Consider the following 12880-nt stretch of genomic DNA (forward strand, 5'->3'; position numbering starts at 1 on the left):
TCTTAAGGAGAAGCATACATGGCTGCCAAAGAGATCCTGTTCGATTCCAAAGCCCGTGAGAAACTGAAAAGAGGCGTCGACAAGCTGGCCAACGCCGTGAAGGTCACCCTTGGACCCAAGGGCCGCAACGTGGTCATCGAGAAGTCCTTCGGCTCCCCGATCATCACCAAGGACGGCGTGACCGTGGCCAAGGAGATCGAACTCGAGGACAAGTTCGAGAACATGGGCGCCCAGATGGTCAAGGAAGTCGCCTCCAAGACTTCCGACATCGCCGGCGACGGCACCACCACCGCCACCATCCTGGCCCAGGCGATCTTCACCGAGGGCGTCAAGCTCGTGGCCGCCGGCCGCAACCCCATGGCCATCAAGCGCGGCATCGACAAGGCCGTCGAGTCCATCGTGGCCGAGCTCGAAGCCCTGGCCAAGCCCACCCGCGACCAGAAGGAAATCGCCCAGGTCGGCACCATTTCCGCCAACTCCGACGCCACCATCGGCAACATCATCGCCGAGGCCATGAACAAGGTCGGCAAGGAAGGCGTCATCACCGTCGAGGAAGCCAAGGGCATGGAAACCACCCTTGACGTCGTCGAGGGCATGCAGTTCGACCGCGGCTACCTCTCCCCCTACTTCGTCACCGATCCCGAGCGCATGGTCTGCGAGCTCGACGAGCCCCTGATCCTCATCAACGAGAAGAAAGTCTCGGCCATGAAGGATCTGCTGCCCATTCTCGAGCAGGTCGCCAAGATGTCCCGTCCGCTTTTGATCGTGGCCGAGGACATCGAGGGCGAGGCCCTGGCCACGCTCGTCGTCAACAAGCTGCGCGGCACCCTGCAGGTTTGCGCCGTCAAGGCCCCGGGCTTCGGCGACCGCCGCAAGGCCATGCTGGAAGACATCGCCATCCTCACCGGCGGCCAGTCCGTGTCCGAAGACCTGGGCATCAAGCTCGAGAACATCACCCTGGTCGATCTCGGCAAGGCCAAGCGCGTCATCGTCGACAAGGAGAACACCACCATCGTCGACGGCGCCGGCGACGCCGAGAAGATCAAGGCCCGGGTCAAGCAGATCCGCGCCCAGATCGATGAGACCACTTCCAGCTACGACAAGGAAAAGCTCCAGGAGCGCCTGGCCAAGATCGTCGGCGGCGTCGCCGTCATCAATGTCGGCGCGGCCACCGAGACCGAGATGAAGGAGAAGAAGGCCCGCGTCGAGGACGCGCTCAACGCCACCCGCGCGGCCGTGGAGGAAGGCATCGTTCCCGGCGGCGGCGTCGCGCTCGTGCGCTGCGTGAAGAGCCTGCCCACCATCAAGGCCGTGGACGACGACGAACAGGCCGGCATCGAGATCGTGCGCCGCGCCATCGAAGAGCCGCTGCGCCAGATCTCCGGCAACGCCGGCTTCGAAGGCTCCATCGTCGTGGCCAAGGTGCGCGACGGCAAGGACGGCTTCGGCTTCAACGCCGCCACCGGCGACTACGAGGACCTGATCAAGGCCGGCGTCATCGATCCGAAAAAGGTCACGCGCATCGCCCTGCAGAACTCCTCCTCCGTGGCCGGCCTGCTCCTGACCACCGAGGCGGCCATCGCCGAAAAGCCCGAGCCGAAAAAAGACATGCCCCCGATGCCCGGCGGCGGCATGGGCGGCATGGGCGGCATGTACTAGGCCGCACCGCTTCCTGCGAAAGTTACCGCAAGGGGGCCGGACGTTCGCGTCCGGCCCCCTTTTTGCGTCAGGACGCGGGTTGCGCCGCGGCCCCGCGACGGCGCATGCGCACGAGGGTCAGAAGCGCGGCCGCGGCCATGGGGGCCGCGCCTGCGGCGATGAAGACCACGTCCCCGGGCATCCGGGCCCATTCGAGGAGCCGGGGCAGGCCGCCGCCCAGGTATTCGGGGCTCCGGGCGTGCCAGTAGCCGTGTTGCAGCACGTCGTAGACCTGGAGTACGCCGCCGGGGAAAAGACTGCCGGCGGCAATCATGGCCAGGCCGCTATTGAGCCCCCAAAACGAGATCCGTATGAGCTTCTCCGGCCCGGCCCACTGGGCGTCGGGAAGCACCTGGCGAAACGTCAGCACCATAAGCGCCAGCGCTTCCATGCCGAAGACGCCCATGAGCGCCAGATGCCCGTGGTTCGGCGTCAGCACGGTACCCACCTCGAAATAGCTCACGATGGGCAGGTTGATGAGAAATCCGAAGACGCCCGCGCCGACGAAATTCCAGAACCCCACGGCCATCAGAAAATAAAACGCCCACTTGTGGGGGATGTTCACGGCTTGCCCGCACACGTCGCAACGCGAGCGGGTGAGCTTGACGAAATCCCAGGCGTCCAGGGTCAGAAGCGTGAGCGGCACCACTTCCATGGCCGAGAAAAGCGCCGAAAGCGACATGTTGAGGGTGCCTTGCCCGCTGAAATACCAGTGGTGCCCCGTGCCGACGATGCCGCTGCCCAAAAAGAGAATGGCGTCGAGATAGACGACCCGCACGGCGGTCTGGTGCGTGACGAGGCCGAGCCTGAAAAAGGTCACGGCCACCATCACGGTCACGAACAACTCGAAAAACCCTTCCACCCACAGGTGGATGATCCAGAAGCGCCAGTTGTCCACCACCGTGAAATGCGTCGCGGAGCCGAAGAAAAAGGCCGGCAGGTAAAAGACCGGGATGGCCAGCGCGGCCAGCAGGAACAACGCCGTGATCTCCCGGCGCTCGGGGTCGAGCAGGGCCGGCAGCACGCTTCGCAGCAACAGGACCACCCAGCCCGTAAGCCCCACGGCCAGCAGCACCTGCCAGGCCCGCCCCAGGTCGAGGTATTCCCAGCCCTGGTGCCCGAACCAGAACCAGGCGTCGCCCAGCCATTGCCTGATGCCCGCCAGTTCGCCGAGCAGGCTGCCGACCACGACCAGGACCAGCGCCCAGAAAAGGGCGTGGATGGCCGGGACTTGCCCACGCGGCTCTTTTTCGCCCAACGCCTGGGCCAGCAACAACCCACCGGCCACGAACGCGGTTGCGATCCACAAGATGGCCGACTGCAAGTGCCAGGTCCGCAGGATATTGCTCGGCAGGATCGAGCTCAGGTCGAAGCCGTAAAAACTGCCCGGATCGGCGCGGTAATGGGCGGTCGCGCCGCCGAGCAGCACTTGGACCAGAAACAGCAGGGCCGCGGCCACGAAATACTTGACCAGGGCCCGCTGCCCCGGTGTGGCCGTCGCGGGCAGCAATTGCGGATGGACGTGTTCGCCCGTGCCCTTCCACCCGAGATAGTCGAACTTGCCGAAGGCGAACAGCACCAGCGCGGTTCCGGTCAGGAGGGTGATGAGACTGAGGGCGCTCCAAAGCACCGTTTCGCTGGTCGGCGTGTTGCCAAGCTCCGGGGCGTAGGGGAAATTGTTCGTGTAGGATGCGTCCGTGCCCGGACGGTTGGCGATGGAAGCCCAGGCCGTCCAGACGAAAAAGGCCGTCAGTCGGCGCAGTTCCCCGGCGTCCCGGATGTAGCGGCCGGATCGGCGAAATAGTCGGTCCAGAAGGCGATCTGGCTTTTGAAGGACCGGGCCTCGGCCGCCGTGAAGGTCAGGACGCCGCGCGCGGGATCGTAGCGGTTTTCCTTGAGTATCCGTGCGGCCTGGGCGGCCGCCGCCCGGGCCTCGGCCGGCGAAAGGTTTTCCAGGTCGCGGCCGAAGAGACTCCGGGCCGCTTCGCCTTGCACGGCCAGACCCAATTCATGAAGGGCCAAGGCAGAAAAATCCGGGCCGAGATACGCGCCGTGGCCCCAGATCGACCCGTTCTCCATGAGTCCGTATTTCAAAAAAACCTGCTGCCCGGATGTGACTTCCGCGCCCGTGAACACGACCCGCCCTTCCGGATCGAGCACTGTCTCCGGGATGGGGGCAGCGCCCCTGTACGCCTGGAAAGTAATCAGGATTTCCAACGTGAAACCGACCGCCAACGCCAAGACCACGCCTCGTCGCCACCAAGGCGACAAGGCTGTTTCAAAAACGTCGTCCGCATGCATGACTGCCTCCTTGCGGAATTCCTAGAAGGGCCAATCCATTCCCCACTACCGCATCGTGAAGGAAATGCAACCGAGGAGGCGGCGATTGTACGAAAGCCCGTTTCCTGGTCTCGCGGTTTTCCCGGGCCATGGCGCCGATACCGCGCGCGTTGACCCGGGACGCCCCGCCGCGCTATCTGAGGCCAGCCTCAGCCAAAGGAGCCCCCATGCCCGAGACGAAGCCCCAGGACAGCCACTCCTCGCCCTACGACCTGAGCAACCCCCAGGTGCTTTTAGCCTGGCAGCGCAACCACCTCGCCAACGAACGCACGTTTCTCGCCTGGTGCCGTACGGGACTCGCCCTTTTCGGCTTCAGCTTCGTCATCGAGCGCTTCGACTTCTTCATCCGCCAGATCCAGCACGTGCCCATGTTCGAGGGCATGGCGCAAAAACACCTGCACACCGATGCCATCACGCTGTCCACCTTCGCCGTGGGCGTGCTCGTCATGGTTGTGGCCACCTGGCGCTTCTGGTACGTCCGCCGCTGCATCAACACCGGCGCGAAAACCTTTTCCGTGACCCCGGACATCATCTTCACCGTTGCCGTGGTCGGCATCATCCTCGGGCTTTTCACCGTGTTCTGGCATCTGATCGTGCAGTAAACGACCCTCACACGCGGAGCGTCCGCCATGCGTCACACCGCCTTGCCCGCCACCCTCGCGATCCTCGCCTGCCTCGCCCTGGCCGTCCCGTCCCGCGCGGCCGAGCCGGGGCCGCTCGCCCGTTCCGTCATCACCGAGGCCGCTGGCCGCTTCAACGACCAGCTCGCCGCCGTGGCCCAAAGCACAAAGGCCCTGGGTGCGGCCTACGCGGCGCTCTACCGGGAAGCCCAGGCCCTGGCCCCGGGCGAACGCGCCCGGTTCCTGGAGAGCTACGCCGTCAAGGACGGCACGGTGGCCTTTCGTGACCCCGCAAGCGCCTGCGGAGCCGAACCGCAGGGACAGGCCCCCTGCCAGGCGCTCTACTTCTACAACGGCGAAAACTTCACCGACGAGACCTTCCGCGCGCTCTCGGCCATGAAACGGCTGGCCCCGGCCATGGCCGCCGCCCACGACGCCCTGCCCTCTTCCTGGGTCTACCTGACCACGCCGGGGCAGAACTTCTGCATCTACCCCTATCTGCCCCTGTCCGAGGCAGTGAACAATTACCAGCCCACGGACAAGGGCTTCTACACGGCCGCAGACTTCGAAAAGAGGGCCTGCGGCTGGGAATCGCCCTACCTGGACCTCGCCGGCGCGGGCATGATGGTGACGGTCGCCTGCCCGGTCTACGACGGCGACACGCTTCTCGGCGTGGCCTCGCGCGACGTGACCCTGGCCCAACTGTCGCAAGGCGTCCTGGCCGATCTGGCCGCCATCCCCGACGCGAAAGCCGTGCTCATGAACCGGCGCGGCAAGGCCATCGCGGCCAGCGACCCGAAAATCGCGGACTTCATCGTCAAGGAAAATACCAAGACCGGCGACGCCGTGGTCTATTTCCGCGCCGACCGGGGCTTGGCCGCGCTCGGCCAGGAGAAAAACGTCGCTTCCCCGGACGACGCCCTCAACGACGCCGCCGAGATGGTTCTGGAGCGCGCCGAAGCCGAACGCAAATGGCCCATCGCGTTCACACGCGGCAAGGAAACGGTGCTCGCCGCGCGCCTCGGCGAAACGGGCTGGTACCTGATGCTCGTGCTGCCGCAAAAGGCGGCGCGATGAAGCAGTCCTTTCCCCACGGCGGCAACGTCCGCGTTCTGGCCGCGACGGCCGGGCGCGACGCCCGGGACGTGCTCGACGCCTCGGCCAGTATCAACCCGCTCGGCCCGCCGCCCTGGCTGCGCCAGGTCGCAAGCGCCGCCGTCGCGGACCTCGTCCACTACCCGGACCCGGACTGCGCCGCGCTCATCGAGGCGGCATCCGCACGCTACGGCGCGCCGCCCTCCCACTTCACGGCCGGCAACGGCACGAGCCAGCTGCTCTTCGCCCTGCCCCGGGCGACAGGACTGGCCCGGGCCGTCATCCCCACGCCGAGCTACGCCGACTACCCCACGGCCTGCCACAAGGCCGGCATGGACTTGCGCCGCATCGCGGCCGTGGAGTTCGACGACTTCGCCGTGCGCCTGGACCACGTGGACGCCGCCCTGCGCACGCCCTCCCTGGTGATCTTCGCCAGCCCGGGCAACCCCACGGGCAGGGTCGTCCCGGCCGCGGCCATCGCCGCTCTCGCCGCGCGCCATCCGCAAAGCCTGTTCGTGGTTGACGAGGCCTTTGCCGATTTCGTGCCCGGCTTCGCCTCCCTGGCCGGGGCGGACCGGCCGCACAACGTGGCCGTGCTGCTCTCGCTCACCAAAGCCTTCGCCGTGCCGGGCCTGCGCCTGGGGCTCCTCGCCGCCAGCCCCGACCTCACCGGCTGGGTGCGCGCCAACCTGCCGCCCTGGTCCGTCAACGCCCTGGCGCAGGCCGTGGGCGTGCGCGCCCTGGAGGACACGGCATTTCTCGAGCGCACCCGCGCCGTCCTGCCGCCCCTGCGCGAGGCCTTGGCCGCAGGGCTTACCCGCCTGGGATTTGCCGTCATCCCGGACGCGGCCGCCAATTTCCTGCTCGCGCGCCTGCCGGCCGGCGCGCCCCCTTCCGCCGAAGTCTGCCGGCTGGTGCTCGCCGGACACGGCATCGCCCTTCGCGACTGCGCCAATTTCCACGCCCTCTCCGACCGCTACGTCCGCGTGGCCGTGCGGCCCGAGGCCGAAACCGCGCGCATCCTGCACGCGCTCGCCGCCGTGCTCGACCCGCCCGCCGCCCCGGCATACCTCCCCCGGCGCAAAACCCCGGCGCTCATGGTGCAGGCCACCTGCTCCAACGCCGGAAAGTCGGTGCTGTGCGCCGGCCTGTGCCGCGCGCTCGCCCGTGCCGGGCTTCGCGTCGCGCCGTTTAAATCCCAGAACATGTCGCTCAATTCCGGCGTCACCCCGGACGGCCTGGAGATGGGCCGGGCGCAGATCGTCCAGGCGAAAGCCTGCGGTCTGGCCCCGGACGCGCGCATGAACCCGGTGCTCTTGAAACCCACCTCGGACAAGGGCTCCCAGGTCATCGTCATGGGCCAGCCCGTCGGCGTCATGCGCGTCGGCGAATACATCGCCTACAAGCCGCAGGCCTTCGCGGCGGCCAAGGCGGCCTACGATTCCCTGGCGAGCGCATCCGACGCCGTCATCCTCGAAGGGGCCGGCAGCCCGGCCGAGGTCAATCTGCAAGCCCACGACATGGTCAACATGGCCATGGCCGACCACGCCGACGCCCGCGTGCTCCTCGCCGCGGACATCGACCGGGGCGGGGCCTACGCCGCGCTCTGGGGCACCATGGAATGCCTGCCCGAAAACCACCGCGCGCGCGTGGCCGGCTACATCCTCAACCGCTTCCGCGGCGACGCCTCCCTGCTCGCCCCGGCCAACGCCTACCTGCGCGCGGCCACGGGGCGCGACGTGCTGGCCGTCATTCCATATATATGTGCCCTCGGGCTGCCCGACGAGGATTCCGTCAGCTTCAAGGACGGCGACGTGCTCGCGGAAAGGCCCGTGCCCGACCCCAAACGCCTCGACATCGCCGTCATCGACCTGCCGCGCGCCTCCAACCTCACGGACATCGACGCGCTCGCCGCCGAGCCCGACGTCCTGGCCCGGCGCGTGCGAAACGCCGGCGACCTCGGCCGGCCCGACGCCGTCATCCTGCCCGGCAGCAAAAACACCCTGGCCGACTTGCACTGGCTCAAGGAAACCGGCCTCGCCCAGGCCATCGCCGCCCTGGCGCGGGAAAAGACCACGGAAGTCGTCGGCATCTGCGCCGGCTTGCAGATGCTCGGCGAACACGTGGCCGACCCCCTGGGCCTGGAATCGGGCCGCGAACGCGAGGAAGGCCTCGCGCTCCTGCCGCTTTCCACCGCACTCTGTGCCCAAAAAACGCTCACGAGCACCAAAGCCGTGCACGCGCCCACAAACGAGGCGCTCATCGGCTACGAAATCCACCATGGCCGCACCACCACCGCCCCGGGCCTCGCCGTGGCCGTCACCCGCGAAGACGGCGCCGCCATCGGCTTCTCCCGCGCCGACCTGCCCGTCTGGGGAGCCTACCTGCACGGCCTCTTCGACGCCGACGCCTTCCGCCGCCGCTTCCTGAATGATCTGCGCGCACGACGCGGCCTGCCGCCCGTGGCGCGGCCGACGCCCTACGACCTGGACCCCGCCCTCGACCGTCTCGCCGACGTCATCGAAGCGCATCTGCCCCTGGCGACGCTGCGTGGGTTACTCGGCGTGTAGAGAGGGAAGAGGGGAAGAGGAGAATGCCTCCGGCGGCCAGAAGGGGGTGACCCCCTCCTGGACCTCCCCAGCGGGGGGCGGAAAGCGGGTGGAGGCGTAGTTGGCGGGCGGTACGTCGGGGTCTGTGGTCGCGGAAATGGGGCGGCCCCGCAGGCCGCCAAGCCGGCCAGCACGGCCGCCCCATTTCCGAGACCACGGGCGCCAGCGGCGAAGCGCCGCATCTGCTGCCCTTTCCCGGGGGGAACCCGGGCCAGGGAGCACATGCGGCGCCGACGCTTCGTAAAATAGCGGAAACGGCTAGGAAGCGGCGCTGGCGCTGCTCGAGGCGGCGGGAGCGCTGGAGCAGGAGGCGCAGCCGGAGGAGGCCTTGTCGCAGGAAGCGGCGGGCTTGGCGCTGGCCGGGGCATCGGCGGCGGCGTCGGAGGGTTTGTGCGCTTCGGACTTGCCGTTGCAGTTGCCGCCGGAGGCGCTGCAACCGCCGTTGGCCTTATAGTCGGTCACGTACCAGCCCGTGCCTTTGAGCACGAACGAGGTATTGGACATGATGCGGTGTGCCGGCGCGCCGCAGGCTTCGCACGGGGCTTCGTCCACGTCGAATTTTCTCTGCAGGATTTCGGAAACCTTGCCGCACTTGTCGCACTTGTACTCATAGATGGGCATTGTCACTCTCCCCCGCCGATCCGTCTGGCCGGCGATTTCGGCCGCAACAAGTCGGCCTTCGGCCCCGCTTTGTCAAGGGCCGTTTTTTCGGGCCGCCCCAGCGGCAGCACTCGCGCGAGGCGAGCGCCAAAAAAATAAGCGGATTGTCCGTCCAGTCAAGGGGCGGCCGGGGAGAAATGCCCGGCAGGTCGTACCCGACGCGTGGCCTGCTCCCGGAGACATCCTGTGCGGTGCGGGGAAGCGGCATGGCCGAGCATCGCGCCGAGCGCGGCCATGCTCGCTTTGGCGATGCCCGTCAGGCGGCGGGGCGACGCTCCCAGAGCTTCATTTCGCGCATCTTTTTGCGGCGTTCCCGTTGCAGGGCCTTGCACACCAGCGGCATGCCCTTGGGATAGCCCCATTTCATCCGGTATTCTTCCGGCGTCAGCCCGAATTTGGCCAGGTGACGTTTGGTGAGTATCTTGTAGGGCTTGCCCGACTCCATACAGGTAATGGTGCGTTCCTTCACGGCTTTTTTGGGGTCCTTCGCACCGTTGCCGGACACACCGCACGCCCCGCCGCATCCGGCGAGGTCCATGTCGCGGATGCTGCCGGCGAGCCTGCCGACCAAGGCCGTGATTTCCGTTTCGGTCATGTTGCGTACCTTGGCCTGCGCTTTGACGATTTCCAGAGCCAGGGATAAATACGAATCCATGCGCATATTCCTCCAGGCGATTGTGCGTGACGCGGACAAAGACGATGTCGCGTCATGGTGCACAGTCGCCCGGACAGGAAAAAAGGTTGCAGCGGAGCAGGAGAAAAAATATCCCTTGCGGACAACACCCGCAAAGGAAGGCCCATGCATCGCACACTTGCCCGTTTCGTCCTGCCGTGCCTCGCCATGGCGGCCGCGTTCGCCCTTGGCGGCTGCGGCCCGACCTACGTCAATCCGAGCATCGCGGACAAGGCCGACGCCAAGCAGCGCCTCGAGGCGGACACCGCCATCTGCAAACAGGAAGCCGACATGGCCGTGGCCCCGACCTACGGTCTGGAGCGCTTCGAATCCGACCCCACCATCGAGGCGCAGGCCACCCGCTGGGTGGCCAACGTGGCCGAGGACGACGCCAACCTCGACGTCTTCGCCACCTGCATGCGCGATCGCGGCTGGCGCTTCAAGAAATAGCGAAGGCCGCCCCGGACAACCTCCGAAGCGGCCTTCAAAAAACGCCTGACGCCAATGCAGTAACGCATCGCGTCATCTCCATCTTCCAGGCATGCCCCTTTCGGGGTGGTCCAGGCGGGGCTCTCGGCCCCTCCTGGCCGCAGGAGGCATTCTTCCCCTTCCGACCTCTTCCCTTCCCCTTAATGAATCGTTTCGCCGGATGGCGGGGCGGGGTTGCCGCTTCCTTTCAGGGAATCGTTGAAGCGCTGCACGGCAGGGTCCGCGCGCCAGGCGGTGAAGAGGCTTTCCCAGAGGGCGAACGGCATGACCTCGGCGTCGAACTCGGCCTCGTGGCCGGAGAGCCAGACGGAAAACAGCCGCACCAGCCGGGCGAATTCCTTGCTGTCGAAGGTCTTGGCCACGGTGCCGGCGGGAAACGTGCCGCCCTCGAAGGTACGGAACACGAATTCGCCCACGGCCCGTTGCGAGGATTCCATGTCGATGGGCTGACCGTTGAGGCCGGTCACGAAATCCGCCAGCAGGGGGTGGGTTTCGCGCATGGTCGCGAGGACGTCGTCGGGCACGTTCACGTAGACCACGCCGTCCTGTTCCACGGCGTAATAGAATCTGGCCCAGTGCTCGGCCATGAGCACGCGCAGGATTTCCTCGGCGGCTTTTTCGATGGGGTCCATTCGTTCTCCTTCCTTTATGGCAGGCGCATGCAGCGCACGAAATGTCCGGGCGCGGCCTCCGTGAGCGGCGGAACGGATGCGGCGCATTCCGGGGTTGCCACGGGGCAGCGCGTGTGAAAGGCGCAGCCCGGTGGCGGCGCGGCCGGGTCCGGCGTCTCGCCGACAGGGCTTTCCGCAAGGCGCGCACCGGGGTCCACGGTCGGGGCCGCAGCCAGAAGCGCCTTTGTATACGGGTGCAGCGGCCCGTCGTAAAGCGCCCGCGCCGGAGCCGTTTCCACGATGCGCCCCAGGTACATGACCGCGACGCGGTCGCTGACGTGCCCGACCACGGCGAGGTCGTGGGAAATGAAGAGATAGGCCAGTCCCAGGCGATCCCGGAGGTCGGCCAGGAGGTTGATGACCTGCGCCTGGACCGAGACGTCGAGCGCCGAGACCGGCTCGTCGCACACGATCAGGCGCGGCGAAAGCGCCAGCGCCCGGGCGACGGCCACGCGCTGGCGCTGGCCGCCGGAAAACTGGTGGGGAAAGCGCTTGGCGTGCTCGGGCGCAAGACCGACCTGGGCGAGCAGTTCCAGCACCCGCTCCCGGCGTTGCCTCGCCGGGCCCTCGCCCATGGCGCGCAGGCCCTCGGCCACGGTCCAGCCCACGGGCAACCGGGGATTGAGCGAGGCGTACGGGTCCTGGAAGATCATCTGCACCAGGCGCGGCAATTTCCGGCGCGCCGCGGCGTCCCCCGCCCAGGGGTCGAGGCCGTCCACGCGCACCGTGCCGGCGCTCGGCGGTTCGAGCCCCACGGCCATGCGCGCGAGGGTCGATTTGCCGCAGCCCGACTCGCCCACGAGCCCGACCGTCTCGCCGGGCATGACGCGCAGGTCCACGCCGGCCACGGCCGCGACCTCGCGCCGGCTGGTCGTGAAAAACCCCGTGCGCGTGACGTAGCGCCGGCTCACGCCGGAAAGTTCGAGCAGGGGCGCGCCGTCAGCCATAGAGCCAGCACCTCGTGCGCCGCCCGTCCGGCAGGGTGAAAAACGGGGGAGCCTGCCCGGCGCACGGCCCGAACACCCGGGGGCAGCGGGGATGGAAATGGCAGCCGGGCGGCAGGGCGGAAAGGGACGGCACCATGCCGGGGATGGAGGAGAGCCGCCCGCCCCGGCCGGCCAGGCGCGGCAGGGAGGCGAGCAGCCCCTGGCTGTAGGGATGGGCCGGGCCGGCGAAAAAAGTCCCCACCCGCGCGTATTCCACGAGCCGGCCCGCGTACATCACGGCCACGGCGTCGGCGGTCTGCGCCACCACGCCCAGGTTGTGCGTGACGAGGACCACGGCGGTGCCCGTGTCGCGGGCGAGGTGGGTCATGAGGTCGAGGATCTGGCGCTGCACGGTCACGTCCAGGGCCGTGGTCGGCTCGTCGGCGATGAGCAGTTCCGGGGACAGGATCAGGGCCATGGCGATCATGACCCGCTGGCGCTGGCCGCCGGAAAGCTCGTGGGGATAGCCGCGCATGCGCCGGGCGGGATCGGGCAGGCCGACCTTGGCGAGCATCGCCCCGGCCGCTTCCAGGGCCTGGGCGCGCGAAACGCGGCGATGCGTGCGCACGGGTTCGGCCACCTGGTCGCCGATGGTGAGCACGGGATTGAGCGAGGTCATGGGCTCCTGGAAGATCATGGAAGCCCTGGCTCCGCGCACGGCGCGCAATTCCCGCTCGGGCAGGGCGAGCAGGTCGCGGCCGGCGAAAAACACCCTGCCCGCGGCCACGCGCCCCGGCGGCGGCACGAGCCCGAGCACGGACAGGGACAGCACCGTCTTGCCGCAGCCCGATTCGCCGACCACGGCCACGATCTCGCCGCGCCCCACGGAAAGGTCCACGCCGTCCACGGCCGGAAGCGGCCCGGCAGGCGTGTCGAAGACCGTGGTCAGATTCTCCACCGAAAGCAGGGATTCGTGCGTCATCCTGGCGTCCTGCTCCTCCCTACCGGCTTTGCCGCACTGCGGCAAGGCCGGGACGAGCCATGCGGCGCGGCGTGGGCACCCCTTGCCACCCGGCATTGGCCGCGTTATACATCCAAA

General features: G+C 67.8%; 11 protein-coding genes and 1 pseudogene. 5 read left to right on the top strand and 7 right to left on the bottom strand.

From position 1 onward, the window contains the following. Positions 1-18 precede the first annotated feature (18 nt). Positions 19-1659, top strand: a complete 1641-nt coding sequence (gene groL / locus Q368_RS0119520) for a chaperonin GroEL (protein WP_029460726.1) — start codon at positions 19-21, stop codon at positions 1657-1659. A 67-nt stretch (positions 1660-1726) separates the two neighbouring features. Here groL and Q368_RS23460 read toward each other — a convergent pair whose 3' ends face one another. After that, the gene (locus tag Q368_RS23460) at positions 1727-3328 is read right to left on the bottom strand and encodes a cbb3-type cytochrome c oxidase subunit I (RefSeq protein WP_245611408.1); all 1602 of its coding nucleotides are present in this window, start codon (positions 3326-3328) and stop codon (positions 1727-1729) included. Positions 3329-3424: 96 nt separating this feature from the next. Continuing rightward, a pseudogene (locus Q368_RS27135) lies at positions 3425-3999 on the bottom strand (nitric-oxide reductase large subunit); the annotation flags it as partial. Between the two features lie 206 nt (positions 4000-4205). Here Q368_RS27135 and Q368_RS0119530 point away from each other — a divergent pair. From Q368_RS0119530 to Q368_RS0119540, 3 genes are read left to right on the top strand one after another with little or no spacing between them, the layout of a single operon-like run. Further along, positions 4206-4640: a YidH family protein gene (locus Q368_RS0119530; protein WP_029460727.1), complete on the top strand. Its 435-nt coding sequence runs from the start codon at positions 4206-4208 to the stop codon at positions 4638-4640. A gap of 27 nt (positions 4641-4667) precedes the next feature. Continuing rightward, on the top strand, positions 4668-5735 hold the full coding sequence (locus tag Q368_RS0119535) for a PDC sensor domain-containing protein (RefSeq protein WP_029460728.1): 1068 nt from the start codon (positions 4668-4670) through the stop codon (positions 5733-5735). Next, complete coding sequence (locus tag Q368_RS0119540; RefSeq protein WP_029460729.1) at positions 5732-8323, top strand: cobyric acid synthase; 2592 nt, start codon at positions 5732-5734, stop codon at positions 8321-8323. The genes Q368_RS0119535 and Q368_RS0119540 overlap by 4 nt, the downstream gene beginning before the upstream one ends. Positions 8324-8620: 297 nt before the next feature. On the opposite strand, the gene Q368_RS0119545 is transcribed toward Q368_RS0119540, so the two are convergent. Together Q368_RS0119545 and Q368_RS0119550 are read right to left on the bottom strand one after the other, a co-directional pair. After that, positions 8621-8983, bottom strand: a complete 363-nt coding sequence (locus tag Q368_RS0119545; protein WP_029460730.1) for an FmdB family zinc ribbon protein — start codon at positions 8981-8983, stop codon at positions 8621-8623. Between the two features lie 295 nt (positions 8984-9278). After that, positions 9279-9677: a Ros/MucR family transcriptional regulator gene (locus Q368_RS0119550; RefSeq protein ID WP_029460731.1), complete on the bottom strand. Its 399-nt coding sequence runs from the start codon at positions 9675-9677 to the stop codon at positions 9279-9281. A gap of 144 nt (positions 9678-9821) precedes the next feature. Between Q368_RS0119550 and Q368_RS0119555 the strand changes: the two genes are divergently transcribed. Then, entirely contained in the window at positions 9822-10145 is a 324-nt protein-coding gene (locus Q368_RS0119555) for a hypothetical protein (protein WP_029460732.1), read from the top strand. A gap of 179 nt (positions 10146-10324) precedes the next feature. On the opposite strand, the gene Q368_RS0119560 is transcribed toward Q368_RS0119555, so the two are convergent. From Q368_RS0119560 to Q368_RS0119570, 3 genes are read right to left on the bottom strand one after another with little or no spacing between them, the layout of a single operon-like run. After that, on the bottom strand, positions 10325-10816 hold the full coding sequence (locus Q368_RS0119560) for a hypothetical protein (RefSeq protein ID WP_029460733.1): 492 nt from the start codon (positions 10814-10816) through the stop codon (positions 10325-10327). 14 nt (positions 10817-10830) lie between these two features. Continuing rightward, entirely contained in the window at positions 10831-11802 is a 972-nt protein-coding gene (locus tag Q368_RS0119565; RefSeq protein ID WP_029460734.1) for an ABC transporter ATP-binding protein, read from the bottom strand. Continuing rightward, positions 11795-12763: an ABC transporter ATP-binding protein gene (locus Q368_RS0119570; protein ID WP_029460735.1), complete on the bottom strand. Its 969-nt coding sequence runs from the start codon at positions 12761-12763 to the stop codon at positions 11795-11797. The genes Q368_RS0119565 and Q368_RS0119570 overlap by 8 nt, the downstream gene beginning before the upstream one ends. Between the last annotated feature and the right edge of the window lie 117 nt (positions 12764-12880).

It is taken from the genome of Solidesulfovibrio alcoholivorans DSM 5433, assembly GCF_000702665.1.
Classification (GTDB): domain Bacteria; phylum Desulfobacterota; class Desulfovibrionia; order Desulfovibrionales; family Desulfovibrionaceae; genus Solidesulfovibrio; species Solidesulfovibrio alcoholivorans.